14 protein-coding genes are annotated in these 16,475 nt (G+C 68.4%); 10 read left to right on the forward strand and 4 right to left on the reverse strand.

Translation table 11 applies throughout. The features are described from left to right. The first annotated feature begins 72 nt into the window (after nt 1-72). Nucleotides 73-453 (forward strand): hypothetical protein, encoded by a 381-nt coding sequence (locus ACN0TP_RS11740; protein ID WP_417219189.1) that lies wholly within the window; start codon nt 73-75, stop codon nt 451-453. Between the two features lie 32 nt (nt 454-485). Next, nucleotides 486-1,277 (forward strand): PIG-L deacetylase family protein, encoded by a 792-nt coding sequence (locus ACN0TP_RS11745; RefSeq protein ID WP_417219191.1) that lies wholly within the window; start codon nt 486-488, stop codon nt 1,275-1,277. A gap of 30 nt (nt 1,278-1,307) precedes the next feature. On the opposite strand, the gene ACN0TP_RS11750 is transcribed toward ACN0TP_RS11745, so the two are convergent. After that, nucleotides 1,308-2,468 (reverse strand): class I SAM-dependent methyltransferase, encoded by a 1,161-nt coding sequence (locus ACN0TP_RS11750; protein WP_417219194.1) that lies wholly within the window; start codon nt 2,466-2,468, stop codon nt 1,308-1,310. After that, a complete protein-coding gene (locus ACN0TP_RS11755) occupies nt 2,465-3,157 on the reverse strand; it encodes an IMPACT family protein (protein WP_417219196.1) in 693 nt (230 codons plus the stop codon). The genes ACN0TP_RS11750 and ACN0TP_RS11755 overlap by 4 nt, the downstream gene beginning before the upstream one ends. Before the next feature lie 70 nt (nt 3,158-3,227). Here ACN0TP_RS11755 and coaE point away from each other — a divergent pair, with 70 nt between their 5' ends. The 5 genes from coaE (at nt 3,228) to ACN0TP_RS11780 (ending at nt 9,102) form a co-directional block, all read left to right on the forward strand. Then, nucleotides 3,228-3,878, forward strand: coding sequence for a dephospho-CoA kinase (gene coaE, locus ACN0TP_RS11760; RefSeq protein WP_417219199.1), 651 nt, complete (start codon nt 3,228-3,230; stop codon nt 3,876-3,878). Next, nucleotides 3,875-4,207, forward strand: coding sequence for a hypothetical protein (locus tag ACN0TP_RS11765; RefSeq protein ID WP_417219200.1), 333 nt, complete (start codon nt 3,875-3,877; stop codon nt 4,205-4,207). The genes coaE and ACN0TP_RS11765 overlap by 4 nt, the downstream gene beginning before the upstream one ends. Nucleotides 4,208-4,294: 87 nt before the next feature. After that, nucleotides 4,295-6,397 (forward strand): excinuclease ABC subunit UvrB, encoded by a 2,103-nt coding sequence (uvrB, locus tag ACN0TP_RS11770; protein ID WP_417219202.1) that lies wholly within the window; start codon nt 4,295-4,297, stop codon nt 6,395-6,397. 178 nt (nt 6,398-6,575) lie between these two features. Continuing rightward, complete coding sequence (locus ACN0TP_RS11775) at nt 6,576-7,619, forward strand: TerC family protein (protein WP_417219204.1); 1,044 nt, start codon at nt 6,576-6,578, stop codon at nt 7,617-7,619. A gap of 109 nt (nt 7,620-7,728) precedes the next feature. Then, nucleotides 7,729-9,102, forward strand: a complete 1,374-nt coding sequence (locus tag ACN0TP_RS11780; RefSeq protein WP_417219205.1) for an MFS transporter — start codon at nt 7,729-7,731, stop codon at nt 9,100-9,102. On the opposite strand, the gene ACN0TP_RS11785 is transcribed toward ACN0TP_RS11780, so the two are convergent. Then, complete coding sequence (locus tag ACN0TP_RS11785) at nt 9,099-10,415, reverse strand: alpha/beta fold hydrolase (RefSeq protein ID WP_417219207.1); 1,317 nt, start codon at nt 10,413-10,415, stop codon at nt 9,099-9,101. The two genes, ACN0TP_RS11780 and ACN0TP_RS11785, sit on opposite strands and share 4 nt — an antisense overlap. A 145-nt stretch (nt 10,416-10,560) precedes the next feature. On the opposite strand from ACN0TP_RS11785, the gene ACN0TP_RS11790 reads away from it, so the two are divergent. Further along, nucleotides 10,561-11,412 carry a metal-dependent hydrolase gene (locus ACN0TP_RS11790; protein ID WP_417219208.1) on the forward strand — a complete coding sequence of 284 codons (852 nt, stop codon included), beginning with the start codon at nt 10,561-10,563 and terminating at the stop codon, nt 11,410-11,412. Between the two features lie 42 nt (nt 11,413-11,454). Continuing rightward, nucleotides 11,455-12,957: an AAA family ATPase gene (locus tag ACN0TP_RS11795; RefSeq protein WP_417219210.1), complete on the forward strand. Its 1,503-nt coding sequence runs from the start codon at nt 11,455-11,457 to the stop codon at nt 12,955-12,957. Nucleotides 12,958-12,980: 23 nt separating this feature from the next. On the opposite strand, the gene ACN0TP_RS11800 is transcribed toward ACN0TP_RS11795, so the two are convergent. Further along, nucleotides 12,981-15,515 (reverse strand): DEAD/DEAH box helicase, encoded by a 2,535-nt coding sequence (locus ACN0TP_RS11800; protein ID WP_417219213.1) that lies wholly within the window; start codon nt 15,513-15,515, stop codon nt 12,981-12,983. 140 nt (nt 15,516-15,655) lie between these two features. Here ACN0TP_RS11800 and ACN0TP_RS11805 point away from each other — a divergent pair, with 140 nt between their 5' ends. After that, the gene (locus ACN0TP_RS11805) at nt 15,656-16,405 is read left to right on the forward strand and encodes a sulfite exporter TauE/SafE family protein (protein ID WP_417219214.1); all 750 of its coding nucleotides are present in this window, start codon (nt 15,656-15,658) and stop codon (nt 16,403-16,405) included. Nucleotides 16,406-16,475 lie beyond the last annotated feature (70 nt).

Raw genomic sequence — 16,475 nt, forward strand, 5'->3', positions numbered from 1 at the left:
GTACGGGGGCCCCGGCTTCTTTAACCACCAGGAACCGTCGACGAGCACCGGGCGGGCAGACCAAAGGACACCATGGACACCACCGGCTGGTTGGCCACGCAGCGCGACGACGGGGAAACCGTGGGCTACCTGGAGCCACTGTCCGGCGACTACTCCCTGGTCCAGGCCCGCAACCTGCTGGGACATCCAGTGGGCGGGCCCACGGAATTCCTGGAAGCGGAGGAACTGCTCATCGACCGGGGGATTTCCGAACTGGCCGAGCGGTGGTCGCTGCGCGACGCCCCGGAGGAGTTGGATGGCGGAGTCGTCATCCTCGAGGCCTCACCCGACGGCATCGTCGTCGCCCACGCCGATCTGGCCAAGGCCGGGGTGTACGGGCGACGAGTCCACGTCCCCTGGCCCGACGTGGACCTGCTGTTGTCCCGGGAAACCCCGGCGGCGCGCGAAACATAGGCGAGGGGAGGACCCGGGCGTAGTCTGTGGCCATGCCGGAGCAGCGGTCCATCGCCGTCGTCGTGGCCCATCCCGATGACGACGCCTATGGTTGTGCCGGGTCGATCGCCCTCCATGCCGGCGACCCCGGCTTCCGTTTCGTGCTCGTCATTGCCACCGACGGTGCTGCCGGCGACATCGCCGACGGTTTCCCCGCCACCCGGGCGACGCTCGGAGCCCTCCGCCGCGTCGAAAGCAGGAACGCCTGGGCAGCTCACGGGGTGGTGCCCGACCGGCACGAATGGCTCGACTACGACGACGGCGGACTGGCAGGGGTGGACCCGGCCGAACTGGCGGCCCGCGTCGAGGAAGTCCTCTTGCGCGAACGGCCGAGCATCGTCTGCACGTTCGGCCCCGACGGGATCACCGGGCACCGCGACCACATCGCCATCGGCCGGGCCACCGACACGGCCTTCCATGCCGCCCGCCGCAGAGGCGGCCCCGGGCTGGTGCGGTTGGTCCACGGCGCCCTGCGCCGATCGACGTTCGACCGCTGGAACGAACACCGCCGACGCACCGGTGCACCACCCTGGGATCCCGACCGCGAATACGACCTGCACCCCGTCCCGGATGGGCAGATCGACATCGAGGTCGACACCAGCTCCGTGGCACCACGCATCGTCGCAGGCCTGCTGGAACACCGCAGCCAGCAACACGTGCTGCATCCACCCGGCATGGACGAGGTGACCTGGGCGCACCAGGTCAGCCGCGAGCACTTCGTGCTCGCCTGGCCGCGACAACCCCGGAACGGCCGTCTGCTGACCGACCTGTTCGAGGGGCTCTGACGCGTCGCGGAACCGGTGCGGTGCCCGCGCTCAGGGGCGGTCGGCGCGGGAACCGCGGGTGGACACCGTGACCGTGAACTTCGGATTCCTGGCCACCTGGCGGGTGGGCCCCACCCGGCGTTCCAGCTGTCCGCGATACGCCAGGTGCGAGTTCCACACACACCACAGTTCACCGCCCGGGGCCAGGACTCGCCCGGCGTCGGTGATGAGCTTCAGTGCAATGCCCGCGTGCACGGCATTGCCGACGTGGAACGGCGGATTGAGCACCACCAGCTCCTGGGACGCATCCTCCAACCAGCCCAGGGCGTCCTCGCGCACCACCTCGACGCGGTCCTGCACCCCGTTGGCCTCCGCGGTGGCCCGGGTGGAGGCCACTGCCGACGCCGACTGGTCGCAGGCCAGCACCCGCAGGCCAGGCCGCAGGCGGGCCAGGTAGGAGGCGATGGTGCCGTTGCCGCACCCCAGGTCGACGGCGGTGGACGCCGACCGGGCCCCGGTGAGGTGGGGGAGCAGGAAACGGGTTCCCGGGTCGAGCTTCGCGCCGCCGAAGGTGGCACCGAAGGCGCGCAGCTGCAGCGGCCGATCCCCTCCCACGTCGTGGGCGGCGGCGAGCGGGAAGCGCCGCGGGGGGAGCTGGGCGGCTGCGCGGGGGACGCCGGTGGTGAGCACCCGCGATTTCCGGGCCGCCCGGCTGGCCGACACGTTCTCGAAGTAGCGGGCCAACAGGTCGTTCATGGCCAGGTTCATGTGCTTGATGCGTCCCGCGGCCAACAGCACCACCCCGGGATCCGCATGGCGGGCCACGAGATCGGCGATCTCCTCGAGGGCGTCCAGCGAGCGCGGCAACTGCACCAGCACCAGCCGTGCGCCGGCCACCAGTTCAGGGGCGAGGGCGTCATGGGAAAACCCGGTGGTGCCGGCTCCCGTCCGCCCGGCGTTGGCCTCCAGGGCCCGCTCGCCCGAGAGGGCATCCTGGTGGACGCGTAGCCCGGTGGCCCCCGCGTGCAGGGCACCGAGCGTCAGCGCGCCGTAGTGGTCGTTCACCACCGCCACGGACCCGGCGGCTCCGGGCAGCAGCCCGGTGGCCAGTGCGGTGTCCAGGAGCAGGAGGTCGGCGCCGTCGTGCGCCTGCAGTTCGGGGGACTCGATATCCGGCCACCGGCGCAGCTGCGTGGGGTCGAACCCGGTCATGGGCGGACCCCGAACCCCGTATCGACCCACTGCGTGCCGTCCGGTTCGGCGGAACACACCCCGCCGGTCAACGTGGCCAGCCGGGCGCCGAAGTCCGCGGCGGTGTCCGGTCCGTCGGGCAGGGCCACCCGCAGCGTGGCCCGGTCGGGTCCATAGAACGTTTCCAGCAGGGTCGTCCCGTCGGAGCGGAGGTCGTTTTCCAGGCGTCCGGCCGCTGCATGGTCCACTTCGATGCCGAACAACGCCATGCGCCGGCGTTGGACCAGCCGGGCGCTGTCCAGCGCGGTGGAGACCGCCTGGGAATAGGCGCGGACCAGTCCGCCGGCCCCAAGCAGGACGCCTCCGAAATAGCGGACCACCACCGCGGTGATGTCCGAGAGGTCCGCGGCCCCCGACGGGGTCTGCCGTTTGGCCAGCGCCTCGAGCATGGGTGCCCCCGCAGTGCCGGAGGGTTCGCCGTCGTCGTTGCTGCGCTGGACGGCCCGGTCCGGCCCCAGCACGAAGGCCGAGCAGTGGTGGCGGGCGTCGTGGTGCTGCTTGCGCAGTCCGGCGACCACGCCGCGGGCCGCCTCCTCGGTGTCGGTGCGGACCAGATAGGCGATGAAGCGGGAACGTTTGACCTCGAGTTCATGGCTGGCCGCGCGGGCCAGTGTCGTATAGGCGACTGGAGGCGTGGCGGTCCCGGGCATCCCACCAGTCTAGACGCGCGGGGCCGGGCCGCGTGGCCGACGGGGCGGCACCGCCCACTATGCTGGGGAGATGCTTGATGTGGGACTGACCGGCGGAATCGCCGCCGGCAAATCGGCGGTGGCGGCACGGCTCGTGGAGCTCGGTGCCGTGCTCGTCGACGCCGATGCCATCGCCCGCCGGGTCGTCGAGCCCGGCACCGTGGGGCTGGATCAGATCGTGGAGGCCTTCGGGCCCGCACTGCTCGACGCGGAGGGACGCCTGGACCGTCCGCGGCTCGGCCAGCTCGTGTTCGCCGACGCGGAAGTCCGGGAGCGGCTCAACGGCATCGTCCACCCGCTCGTCCGGGCCGAAGCCGCCCGGATCCGCGAGGAAGCGGCGGCCGGGGAAACCGCCGGCCATCCGGTCATCGTCGTCCAGGACATCCCCCTGCTGGTGGAGACCGGCCAGTCCGGCTCCTTCGACCTCGTGGTCACCGTCCAGGCCCCCCGGCCGGAACGGATCCGGCGCATGGTCGCCGACCGGGGCATGACCGAACAGGAGGCCGCGGCGCGGATGGCCGCCCAGGCCACCGATGCCGAGCGTGCCGCGGTCAGCGACGTCGTGCTGGAGAATTCGGGGACGCCGGAGGAGCTGTTGTCCTCGGTCGACGAACTCTGGAACCACCGGCTGCAGCCGGAAGCCACCCGGAAGGCTGCGTCCAGCGCGGGGGAGGAAGCATGAGCGCGGCCAAGCCGGTCGGCTACACCTTCGGCGGCGGCATGAAGTGGGTGACCTGGCTGTTCATCGCCACCGGCGTGCTCTGGGTCCTGGCGATCGTGGTGTGGCTCGCAGCCGGTGGCCGCGCCGAATTCACCACCGGCCACGCGCCGTGGAGCTGGCAGGTCCTCGTCCCGGCATGGATGACACTGGCCGGGATCGTCGCTGCCCTGGCAGGATGCGTGGTCTTCGCCCAGCAGATGTTCGTGGCCATCCTCGGTCGCTTCGAGAACAACGGCCTGCTCGGGAACCCCGGCCGGGGCGCCCGGGCACCGCGGGACCCACGCGCCTGAACCTCCTGCCGGACCGGGCCGCCCCGGGTCGTTAAGCCGAGGGCGGGAACAGTGCAACGCGTCGGACGCGGGGCGTAGCCTAGATCCATGAGTCTTGCGCAGGAGATCAACCGCGTCGTCGCCCCCTTCGAGGTCATCAGCGACTACGAACCGGCAGGCGATCAGCCCCAGGCGATCACGGAACTTGCCGAACGCGTCAACGGCGGGGAGAAGGACGTGGTCCTGCTCGGCGCCACGGGTACCGGCAAGAGCGCCACGACGGCCTGGCTGATCGAGAAGATCCAACGGCCCACGCTCGTGCTGGTCCAGAACAAGACACTGGCCGCCCAGCTGGCCAACGAGTTCCGTGAACTGCTGCCGAACAACGCCGTCGAATATTTCGTCTCCTATTACGACTACTACCAGCCCGAGGCCTACGTCCCGCAGACCGATACGTTCATCGAGAAGGATTCCTCGGTCAACGAGGAGGTCGAACGGCTACGGCACTCCGCCACCAACACCCTGCTGACCCGCCGCGATGTCATCGTCGTCGCCACCGTCTCCTGCATCTACGGTCTGGGGACCCCCGAGGAGTACGTCGCCGGGATGGTCACCTTGCGCAAGGGGATGGAGATGAACCGCGACGAGCTGCTGCGCAAATTCGTCTCCATGCAGTACGCCCGCAACGACATGGACTTCCACCGCGGCACCTTCCGTGTCCGCGGGGACACGGTGGAGATCATCCCGATGTACGAGGAACAGGCGTTGCGCATCGAGTTCTTCGGCGACGAGATCGAACAGATCCACACCCTGCACCCGCTGACCGGCGACGTGATCCGCGAGGAAGAGGAGATGTACGTCTTCCCCGCCAGCCACTACGTGGCGGGACCCGAACGCATGAACCGGGCCATCACCGACATCGAGGACGAACTGCGCGTGCGGTTGAACGAACTCGAGGGGCAGAACAAGCTGGTGGAGGCCCAACGCCTGCGCATGCGCACCACCTACGACCTGGAAATGATGCAGCAGATGGGCTTCTGCAACGGCATCGAGAACTATTCACGGCACATCGACGGCCGCGGGCCGGGAACCGCCCCGCATTGCCTGCTGGATTACTTCCCGGATGACTTCCTGCTGGTGGTCGACGAGTCCCATGTGACCATCCCGCAGATCGGCGCCATGTACGAGGGGGACATGTCGCGCAAGCGGACCCTGGTGGAACACGGCTTCCGGCTGCCCTCGGCCATGGACAACCGTCCACTGAAGTGGGACGAGTTCCTCGAACGCATCGGACAGACCGTCTACCTCTCGGCCACCCCGGGCAAATACGAACTGGGCAAGGCCGACGGGGTCGTCCAGCAGATCATCCGCCCGACCGGTCTGCTGGACCCGGAGATCGTGGTCAAGCCGACGAAGGGCCAGATCGACGACCTCCTCGAGGAGATCCGTGCCAGGACCAGCCGGGACGAGCGGATCCTGGTCACCACATTGACCAAGCGGATGGCCGAGGACCTGACCGACTACCTCACCGAACACGGGGTCAAGGTCCAATACCTGCATTCCGACGTCGACACCCTGCGCCGGGTCGAGTTGCTCCGCGAGCTGCGCCTGGGCGTCTTCGACGTGCTGGTGGGCATCAACCTGCTGCGCGAGGGGCTCGACCTGCCGGAGGTTTCCCTGGTGGCCATCCTCGACGCCGACAAGGAGGGCTTCCTGCGCTCGGGCACCTCGCTGATCCAGACCATCGGCCGTGCAGCCCGCAACGTGTCGGGCCAGGTGCACATGTATGCCGACCGGATCACCGATTCCATGGCGCACGCCATCTCCGAAACGAACCGCCGCCGCGAGATCCAGGAGGCGTACAACAAGGAACGCGGAGTGGACCCGGTGCCGCTGCGCAAGAAGATCGCCGACATCACCGACCAGCTGGCCCGCGAGGACGCCGACACCCAGGAACTGCTGAACAACCAACGCCTCGCCAAGGGCAACCGCAAGACCACCGCCAAGACCCACCAAGCCGAAGCCGCGGTGCGCCGCGACGGACTGGCGGCGGTGCCGGCGGAGGACCTGGTGGACCTGATCACCCAGCTGACCGACCAGATGCACGGTGCCGCCGCGGAATTGCAGTTCGAACTGGCCGCACGGCTGCGCGATGAGGTCGGGGACCTGAAGAAGGAGCTGCGCCAGATGCAGCAGGCGGGCCACGCCTGAGCACATGCTGTAGAATTTCGGGAGCGTAGGGGAGTATCCCGAACACTGTGGACGTCAACACGCGGGTCATCGCTGCCCCGCCGGGCACAGCGGCCGCCCCGGGGACCGGGCCGGCGGAGAGACTTGCGGCCATGCCCCATACCCCCAGCCGGCGCCCAGCGCGCCCGGAAAGGTCAATGTGTCGGAACACCTGACAACCCAATTCGAAGTGATCTCGTTCGTGGTCCTCGGACTGATCCTGCTCTTCGACCTCTTGTACGTGGTCAAGCGCCCCCACGAACCCTCCATGAAGGAAGCCGGACTATGGGTCGGCTTCTACGTGGCGCTGGCCATTGTCTTCGCCGGCGTCCTGTGGTGGCAGGCGGGACCGGATTACGGCCAGGAATTCGTGGCCGGCTGGATCACCGAATACAGCCTGAGCGTGGACAACCTGTTCGTGTTCATCATCATCATGGCCAGGTTCTCGGTACCGAGGAAGTACCAGCAGGAAGTGTTGATGTTCGGCATCATCATCGCGCTCATCCTGCGCGGCATCTTCATCCTGCTGGGTGCGGCGCTCATTGAGAACCTCACCTGGATCTTCTACATCTTCGGCATCTTCCTGTTGTGGACCGCCTGGAAGCAGGCCACCGGCAGCGACGACGACGAGGACGAGGGCGAAAGCGGTCTCGTCTCCAAGCTGACGGCCAAGCTGCCGGTCAGCAAGAACTACGACGGCAACCGCCTGCGCACCACCATCGACGGCAAGCGCATGTTCACCCCGATGGTCATGGTCTTCATCACCATCGGCATGACCGACCTGTTGTTCGCCGTCGACTCGATCCCCGCCATCTTCGGGCTCACCCAAAGCGCGTTCATCGTCTTCACCGCGAACATCTTCGCGCTGATGGGGCTGCGCCAGCTGTACTTCCTGCTGGGTGGACTGATGGAACGGCTGATCTTCCTCAAGCATGCCCTGTCGATCATCCTGGCGTTCATCGGCGTCAAGCTGATCTTCCACGCCATGCACGAGAACGAGTTGCCGTTCATCAACGGTGGCGAGGGCATCCACTGGGTGCCCGACATCAGCACCGGCTTCTCGCTGATCGTGATCGTCGGGACGCTGGTCATCGCGACAGTGGCCAGCCTGATGAGCCCGGCCGGCAAGCGTGCCGCCGCCGAGGCCAAGGAGCAGGCGGCCGCCGAGCGGGGCAACGGGGAAGACCCGGAGCCGAACTCCTAGCCTGCCTGCCACGAGGGCCCGGGGAACCGTCCAGACGACGGTTCCCCGGGCCTTCCTGCGTCCGCGTACTGTCTCGGGCGGCGGGGACGGCGCTTGGTAGGCTGCTCGGGTGACCGAGATCCGCGCAGCCGATGATCCGACGCCCGGCGGCCTGCGGCGTCAACAGCGCCGGATCGTCACCACCCTGTCCGTGGCCCAACTGCTCAGTGGCATCGGCAACGGCTCCGGACTGGCGCTCGGCTCGCTGATGGCAGTGGAATTGACCGGCAGCAATGCGTTCGCCGGTGCCCCCACCATGGCGATCTCCGTGGCCGGGGCGCTCACTGCCCTGCCGCTGGCCGGCCTGGCCATCCGCCGGGGACGCCGCCTCGCGCTCTCCACCGGCCTGCTGATCGCCGCCCTCGGCGCGGTCGGCATGGCCCTGACACCGATGGTCGGTGGCCTCGGACTGCTCCTGGTCTCGGCCGCCCTGCTGGGCGTGGGCAACGCCGCCAACCTGCAGGCCCGCTTTGCCGCGACCGATCTGGCCGCCCCGGCCAGCCGGGCACGTGATCTGGGCCTGGTGGTCTGGGCCATCACGATCGGGGCGGTGGCGGGCCCCAACCTGATCGGCCCCGGTGCCGCCCTCGGCGCACGGTGGGGGCTGCCGGAGATGAGTGGCCCGTTCCTGTTTTCGTTGACGGGGATGCTGCTCTCCGTCGTCGTGCTCAACATCGGGTTGCGCCCCGACCCGTTGTCACTGGTCAGGCAGGAACCGGCGGCCGGCCCGGCGGAAGCAGCTGCCCCGTCGGCCATCCGCGGCGGCCTCGCGATCCTGCGCGCCAACCCGGCAGCCCGGCTGGGCGTGCTGACCATCACGGGATCACATCTGGTCATGGTCGCCGTGATGTCGATGACCCCGGTGCACCTGAAGGACCTGGACGCCCTGGCCTCCGGCGGCGCGGGGACCGGCATGGCAGGACACCATCCCGGCCTGGACGTGCTGGTGCTCATTGGCTTTACCATCTCGTTGCATATTGCCGGCATGTACGCGCTCTCGCCGCTGGTGGGCCTGCTGGCCGACCGGCGCGGACGGGTCACCACCATGCTCCTCGGCGACGCCGTCCTGGTCGCTGCCCTGCTGACAGCTGGACTCGGGGCCTCCCACACGGTGGCCGTGACCACGGGGCTGGTGCTGCTGGGGGTCGGCTGGTCGTTGGCGACCATCGCGGGGTCCGCCTTCGTCGCCGAATCCGTGGCGGCGGGCCACCGGGTCCCCATCCAGGGGCTCTCCGATGCCCTGATGGGCGTGGCCGGGGCGGTGGGTGCCGCCGGTTCAGGAGTGGTCCTGGCCCTCATCGGGTTCCGCGGCCTGGGCCTGGCCTGCCTGGTGGTGGTGCTTCTCGTGGCCGTCGCGGCGGTGCGGCAGGCACGCCGGGCGTCCGCCGGCACGCTCGCGGCCGGCACGGGTGAAACCGTGCACCGTGCAGAGGTTCCGGATTAGGCGGTGGACTCTTCGGTGGGCGTGGTCATGCCCAGCAGCCGGGCGAAGATGGCTGCACCGTCGTCGGCGATCCCGTCATGGTGGAAGTCAGCGGTTTCCCAGACCTGCAGGCCCCTGACCTTCCCGGCGGTGGCCCGGCTGATGTCGCGGTCCACGTAGACGTCGTCGGTGTACACGGCGGCGGCCACCGGCACCGTGTTGGAGGCGAGCTGTCCGGCGTCGTACAGTTCCGGCCAGTGCTCATGCTCGGCCAGGATGCGGGCCACGTCCTCCAACGGACGCAGTGCAGGATCCTCGCGGAAGTACCAGCTGTAGACCATTTCCCCGGTCAGCAATGGTTCGGCGGATCCGGGGTCGAAGGCCGGGAACTCGGCGGCGATGCGTTCGGCGGCCCAACCGGTGGCGCCGCCCTGGGCGTAGATCGATTCGTGCATGAGCGCGTAGAGCGGGTTCGCGGCCCGGCTGGCCTGGTGGAGGAGGACCTCCGAGAAGGCATCGGAGAGCCGCGGGCCGGCCGGGGTGGCAATGAAGGCGCCCTCGAAGACGAAGTGCAGCTGGTCCATGCGCGTGTTGCCGCCCAGGAACTGGCCGAGCATCTGGACCAGGCCGCCGGTGATCCGGCGGCCGTCGGGGAGGTGCTCGTGCTCCTGCTCGACATGGCGCATGATCCGGTTCAACACGATCCGGTCCTCGGGGTAGCGCGCAAAATACTCGGCGTTGCGGGCGGCCATGCGGGCGTAGGTGGCGCGGTAGACGTCGTCCGGCGTGCCGTGCAGCGGGCCGAGCCCTCCGGTGACCAGGCAGCGGTCCAACGCAGCGGGCGCGAAAGACAGGTAGGTGAGCGTGCAGAAGCCGCCGTAGCTCTGCCCGTAGGTGCTCCACGAGGTGATGCCCAGTTCGGTGCGGATGGCCTCGGCGTCGGCCACGATCGAGTCGGCCCGGAAGTGGGTGAGGTAGGCGGCCTGGGCGGCCGCGTCGCCACGCAGCGGCAACGACTGCCGGTTGGCCGGGGTGCTCAGGCCGGTGCCGCGCTGGTCCAGCAGCAGGATGCGGAACGTCTTGGCGGCCTCGGCCATCCACCCGGTCAGGCTGGACACGCGGGGGCCCTGTCCGCCGGGACCGCCTTGCAGGTAGAGCAGCCAGGGCAGTGCGTCGGGTGCCTCGTGCTCGAGCGAGCTGATCTCCCGGGCGAAGACGGTGATGGATTCCCCGCCCGGCCGGCCATGGTCCAGCGGGACGGTGAAATGGTGTTCGGTGGCGCGCAGGCCGCGGAATTCGTGGGTGGCTGCCACGCGGTGCATCAGGGCGGTCATGTGATCAACACTACCGGGCACGACGGTGCGCGGCGGCTCCCAGGTGTCGGTGGCCGTGCCTAGGGTGGTTACTCGCGGTGGCCCGGGGGAGCCGGCCGCCACCCCGGCACCAGAGACACCTTCCAGCGAAAGAGAGCCAGAACCCATGATGGGAGGACACCACGCAGCCAGCGGCGCGGCCGTCTGGATTGCAGCCACCACCGAACCGGTGATCGCGTTGGGGCCGCTGGCGGATCGCCTGGCGTTCCTGCCAGCCGAGGTCCCCTTGGGTTTCGGGCTCCTGGACGTCACCCCGGCGGGAGTCCTGGCCGGGGCCATGGCGTGCGCGGGCGCCGCCCTGCTGCCCGACGCCGACCACCGGCACGCGACGATCGCCCACTCGCTGCCGCCGGTCTCCAACGTTGTCTGTGCAGGAATCGGAGAGGTTGCCGACGGGCACCGCAACGGAACCCATTCGCTGTTCGGGATCGCCGTCTTCACCCTGGCCGCCTACCTGTTGGGGCTGTGGCAACTCGAGCTGCCGCGCTACGGCACCGTTTTCCCGGGGGCCGGCCTGTCGGCTGTCCTGCTGATCGCCTTTGCCCTGAAGGCGCTGAAGTTCATCCCCGACACGATGCGGCGCCTGCCGTGGCTGGTATCGATCCCGGCCGGGGCGTTCGTGGCGCTTTTCGCCCCCGAGCAGCAGTACTGGTTCGTGCTAGCGATGCTGCTGGGCACGGCCACGCATATTGTCGGGGACCTGCTGACCGTGGGCGGCTGCAATCTCATCTGGCCGCTGAAGATCCGGGCACCCCGTTTCGTCAGAAGGCTCCCCGTCCTGAAACACGTATGGCGCAGGAGCGGCCGCCTGTCCATCCCCGTGTTGGGCAAAGCCGGATCGTGGCGTGAATGGCTGCTGTGCGTCCCGGTGTCCGTCTACGCCTTCCTGGGGATCATGGTCCCGGCCATCGAGATCGCCAGGACCCGGGCGCAGCCGTTGCTGGCACTGCTGCCTTGATTCCTTCCGGCGTCGACGAAGCCGCTGTTAGGCTCCACAAGCATGGACGATGAACTCAAGCGGTTCTTGGCGGATTTCAGCACACTGACGGACCTGGCTGCGTCGATGCAGCTCGGCGAGCACCACGGCGAGCAGGTCTGGGACGCCGTTGAAGCGCATTTCGGTTCCACGACCGCCGGAATTCCTGCGGTGACCGAGGAATTCGGTGGGCATCGGCTGGCCGACGCCTCGATCCTGCTCTCCGGGATGGATGGAATCAAGCGATTGGTGGGCGTCGGATCGGAGGAACGGCACCACCTGTCCCTGGGTGACCTCCTGCAGAACCGGCGCCACCACAGGGCGCCGATCGCCGAGCCGGACTACAGAACCGTCGACGTCGGACCCGATCAGAGCCGTCGCATCGTCGACTACGGCCTGTTCCTGGTCGATGGCTCCCACGGGCGCTTGGCAGTGCTGCTGCGGGGCCCCCATCCACAATTCGGCAGGGCGGCCGCCAGTCTGGAGATCCTCGGTGGCCGGGCGGAGCACGTCGACGCCTTCACCTCCTGGTTCCGTGCGGAAATGCGCGCCCAAAGCATCTACCGCCGACACGTCGTCTCCTTCTCCGCCAACGAATTCGAGCCCACCACCGGCGGTGTGACGTTTCATCGGCGGCCGCAGATGACCCCCGGTGACATCATCCTCCCGTCGGGGGTGCTCTCGTCCGTGGAACGACAGGTGATCGAGCTGGGCCGGCACAGGGCCGCATTGCTGCGGGCCGGTCAACACCTCAAACGCGGGGTCTTGCTGTACGGACCGCCGGGGACCGGCAAGACGCATCTGGTGCGGTACCTGTTGTCGCGTTCGGCGGGGACCACGGCGATCCTGCTCTCTGCCGGGTCGCTCTCCCTGGTTGCCGAGGCCGCGCGGATGGCGAGGGCGCTGCAGCCGGCCATCGTCGTGCTGGAGGACTGCGATCTGGTGGCGGAGGATCGCGGCTTTGGCATGGGCGCCCAGCCGCTCCTGTTCGAGTTGCTGGAGGCCATGGATGGGCTCGACGCCGATGCCGACGTGGCCTTCGTGCTCACCACCAACCGGGTGGAGACCCTGGAACGCGCCCTGGCCCAACGCCCCGGACGGGTGGACCTGGCCGTCGAAATCCCGAAGCCCGGTGAAGCGGAGCGCCGGGCCCTGCTCGGGCTCTACGCGGGCTCGCTCGGATTCTCCGAGGAGACCCTGGACCGGGCCGCGGAACAGACCGGGGGGACCACTGCCTCGTTCGCCAAGGAACTCGTCAGGCGCTCCGTCTTGCGGGCGGCACTCCAGGACCGGGACGTCACCGACGATGACCTGGCGGCCACCGTGGAGGAGTTGATGGCTGCCCAGTCCGCGCTCACGCGGAGTCTGCTGGGCGCCGGCAGCCCGCCGAACCCGGAGGACGACGACGAGGTCCCCGATGTCGACGGCACGGCAGAAGGTCTGGCCTACGGATCGTCGTTCGGCTGGGCTCCGTCACCCGGAACGGAATCCCGGGTGGCGGGCTTCATCGACGATCCCGAAGGCTAGGGCGGGAACGCCGGCAGACGGCCTTAGCCCAGCCGGCCCACACCGGTCACGGTGACGATGGCGGTGCCCGCCTCGTCGGAGTCCGCCAGGTTGACCACCGCGTCGATGCCCCAGTCGTTGTTCCCCGCGGGGTCCTTGAAGATCTGGCGGACCTTCCATTCGGTCCGCGTGGGGGTGATGATCAACAGCTGGGGGCCACGCGCCGCCGGTCCGTCGTCGATGTCATCGTGCTCGTCGAAGTAGGCGTCCATGGCGTCGGCCCACGCGTCCGCATCGAATCCGCTGTGCCCATCGAGGTCCCCGAGTGTCCCATCCTGTTCGTCGGCGAACAGCTGGACGCGGCGGAACATCTCGTTGCGGACCATGACCCGGAAGGCCCGTTCGTTGGAGGTCAGGCGCTCCGGGGCAGGCGGGGTGATCTCCCCGTCCAGGTCCTCGGGCACCTCGCCCTGGGAGAGCTTCTCCCATTCGTCGAGCAGTGAGGAGTCTGTCTGCCGTACCAGTTCGCCGAGCCATTCGATGAGGTCCTCCAGGTCCTCACGCAACGCATCGCGTGGCACGGTCTGGCGCAGGGCCTTGAACGCGTCGGTGAGGTAGCGCAGCAGGATGCCCTCGGAGCGGGCGAGCGAGTAGAACTGGATGTATTCGCCGAAGGACATGGCCCGCTCGTACATGTCGCGCACCACCGACTTGGGGGACAATTCGAAGTCACCCAACCAGGGGGCACCCTGGCGGTAGGTTTCGAACGCCTCGCCGAGCATCTCGGCCAGCGGCTGGGCGTAGGTGACCTCATCCAGCGCGTTCATGCGCGCCTCGTACTCCATCCCCTCGGCCTTCATCGCCGCCACAGCCTCGCCGCGGGCCTTCTTCTCCTGGGCGTTGAGCACCTGGCGGGGCTTTTCCAGGGTGGCCTCGATGATGGAGACCACGTCGAGGGCATAGGTGGGGGACTCGCGGTCCAGCAGCTCCAGGCTCGCCATGGCGAACGGGGAGAGCGGCTGGTTCAAGGCGAAGTTCTGCTGCAGGTCCACTGTCAGGCGCAGCAGGTTGCCGTGCTCGTCCGGCTCGGCGAGCCGTTCCACGACACCGGTGGCCAGCAGCTCGCGCAGGATGCCCAGTGCACGCCGCAGCAGGACACGCTGGCGGGCCGGGGGCTCATGGTTTTCCGTGAGCAGTCTCCGGGCCGCGGCGAAGGAGTTGCCGGGCCGCTCCAGGAGGTTCAGCAGCATGGAGTGCGTGACGGTGAACGATGAGGTCAGCGGCTCGGGGGTGGAGGCCACCATCTTGTCGAAGGTCTTCTCCGACCAGGAGACGAAACCCTGCGGTGGCTTCTTCTTCACGACCTGGCGCAGTTTCTTCTGGTCGTCGCCGAACTTGGCGACCGCCTTGGTCATCGCCTTCTTGTTCTCGATGGCGAACTCCGGGGCCTGGACCACCACGGTTCCCGCGGTGTCGTAGCCGGCGCGTCCGGCCCGGCCGGCAATCTGGTGGAATTCTCGGGCATTCAGCGGGCGGGTACGGATGCCGTCGTACTTCGACAGCGCGGTGAGCATGACGGTGCGGATGGGGACGTTGATGCCCACGCCCAGCGTGTCCGTCCCGCAGATCACCTTGAGCAACCCGGCCTGGGCCAGCTGCTCCACCAGACGGCGGTACTTGGGCAGCATGCCGGCATGGTGCACGCCGATCCCGTGCCGGACCAGCCGGTTCAACGTCTTGCCGAAGCCGGTGGCAAAACGGAATCCCGCGATGAGCTCGGAGATCCGGTCCTTCTCCTCACGGGTGCACACGTTGATGCTCATCAGCGACTGGGCACGCTCGATGGCCTCGAGCTGGCTGAAGTGGACCACGTAGACGGGCGACTGGTTGGTGGCCAGCAGCTCCTCCATCGCCTCCTGGACCGGCTCTTCCGAGTAGTAGTTGTGCAGCGGGATCGGTCGCTCGGCGTTGGCCACCGTGGTGGTCTGCCGTCCGGTGCGCAGCGTGAGCTCGTCCTCGAAGCGGGTGACGTCACCCAGGGTGGCGGACATGAGCAGGAACTGGGCCTGCGGCAGTTCCAACAGGGGCACCTGCCAGGCCCAGCCGCGCTGCGGATCGGAGTAGAAGTGGAATTCGTCCATGACGACGGGGCCCAGATCGGCTTCCCGGCCCTCGCGCAGTGCAACATTGGCCAGGATCTCGGCGGTGCAGCAGATGATCGGGGCATCCTGGTTGACGGATGAGTCCCCGGTGACCATGCCGACGTTCTCCGCGCCGAAGATCTCGCACAGGGCGAAGAACTTCTCGGAAACCAACGCCTTGATCGGTGCCGTGTAGTAGCTGCGTTCGCCGCGGGCCAGCGCATGGAAATGCGCCGCAACGGCCACCAACGACTTCCCCGAACCCGTCGGGGTGGCCAGGATGACGTTGTTCCCCTCGACGATTTCCATCACCGCCTCGTCCTGCGCCGGATACAGCGAGATCCCGCGGTCCTCGGTCCAGGTCAGGAATGAGGCGTAGGTGGATTCGGCAGTGGCCCCGCGCGGTGGCGCATCGGGCAGGAGCTCAGTGAGTTTCATGGTGCATCCAGCCTATCTCCCACCAGGCACGACGGCGGTGCCGGTGCCGGGCGCGGTGCCGGTGGCTGCCTGCGGGGCAGTGGAGCCGGTTGGATCCCCGGTTGGATACCCGGGCGGGCAACCGCCGATAGGCTGGAGGCTTGTCTACTCTACTTCTCGCCGGCATCGGTTTGATCGCCGGGATCGGCATCACGGCGCTGGGACCAGGAGGCGTGCTGGTCACGATTGGCCTCTTCCTCTTCACGGGGTTGGAACCGGCAGTCGTCGCCGGCACTGCCATGGTGACCCATGTGGCCACCGGCACCGTCGGGTCCCTCGCCTACCTGCGTTCCGGTCATCTGCGCGAACGGCAGACAGTGCGTATCGCCGTCGTGCTGCTGGTGACCGCAGTCGTGGGAACGCCGGCCGGGGTGCTGCTCAATTCGGTTCTACCCGCCCGGGAATTCGGAATCCTGATGGCCGGATTCGTCGTGGTTGTCGCGGTGCTGGTGTGGTATCGGCAGGGCCATGCAGCCGACGATGGCCTCCACCCGCGGCATCCGACGCCGGCGCTGATCGTGATCGGACTCCTGGTGGCGGTGGCCAGCGGCACTTTTGGTGTCGGCGGACCGCTGCTGACCGTGCCGCTGCTCGTTGCCATCGGCACGCCGATCTTGCCCGCCTTGGCTGCGGCACAGGCACAATCGATCGTCATTTCGCTGGTGGGCAGCGTGGGCTACTTCAGCATCGGCGCGATCGACTGGCGTCTTGCACTCATCGTGGGCGTACCGGAAATGTGCGGCGTCCTCATCGGGTGGAAGGTCGCGCGTTCGGTGCCCGCCCGGTACCTCACCTGGACGATGATCATCATCCTGATCGCCGTCGCGCCTGTTCTGGCGCTCAGGCACTGACTGGCTGCTGCCGCACCCGGGGTGCGCCAGCCCCGGTGGGCACCTGTGTGCTGCCACGCCGCGTTAGAGT

The sequence above is a fragment of the Arthrobacter sp. genome, assembly GCF_048266065.1.
GTDB lineage: Bacteria > Actinomycetota > Actinomycetes > Actinomycetales > Micrococcaceae > Arthrobacter_H.

Excerpts from the sequence above, each read along its gene's own strand:
- ACN0TP_RS11740 (WP_417219189.1), top strand. The coding sequence starts at position 73 with ATGGACACCACCGGCTGGTTGGCCACGCAGCGCGACGACGGGGAAACC.
- ACN0TP_RS11745 (WP_417219191.1), top strand. The coding sequence starts at position 486 with ATGCCGGAGCAGCGGTCCATCGCCGTCGTCGTGGCCCATCCCGATGAC.
- ACN0TP_RS11750 (WP_417219194.1), bottom strand. The coding sequence starts at position 2,468 with ATGACCGGGTTCGACCCCACGCAGCTGCGCCGGTGGCCGGATATCGAG.
- ACN0TP_RS11755 (WP_417219196.1), bottom strand. The coding sequence starts at position 3,157 with ATGCCCGGGACCGCCACGCCTCCAGTCGCCTATACGACACTGGCCCGC.
- coaE (WP_417219199.1), top strand. The coding sequence starts at position 3,228 with ATGCTTGATGTGGGACTGACCGGCGGAATCGCCGCCGGCAAATCGGCG.
- ACN0TP_RS11765 (WP_417219200.1), top strand. The coding sequence starts at position 3,875 with ATGAGCGCGGCCAAGCCGGTCGGCTACACCTTCGGCGGCGGCATGAAG.
- uvrB (WP_417219202.1), top strand. The coding sequence starts at position 4,295 with ATGAGTCTTGCGCAGGAGATCAACCGCGTCGTCGCCCCCTTCGAGGTC.
- ACN0TP_RS11785 (WP_417219207.1), bottom strand. The coding sequence starts at position 10,415 with ATGACCGCCCTGATGCACCGCGTGGCAGCCACCCACGAATTCCGCGGC.
- ACN0TP_RS11790 (WP_417219208.1), top strand. The coding sequence starts at position 10,561 with ATGATGGGAGGACACCACGCAGCCAGCGGCGCGGCCGTCTGGATTGCA.
- ACN0TP_RS11795 (WP_417219210.1), top strand. The coding sequence starts at position 11,455 with ATGGACGATGAACTCAAGCGGTTCTTGGCGGATTTCAGCACACTGACG.
- ACN0TP_RS11800 (WP_417219213.1), bottom strand. The coding sequence starts at position 15,515 with ATGAAACTCACTGAGCTCCTGCCCGATGCGCCACCGCGCGGGGCCACT.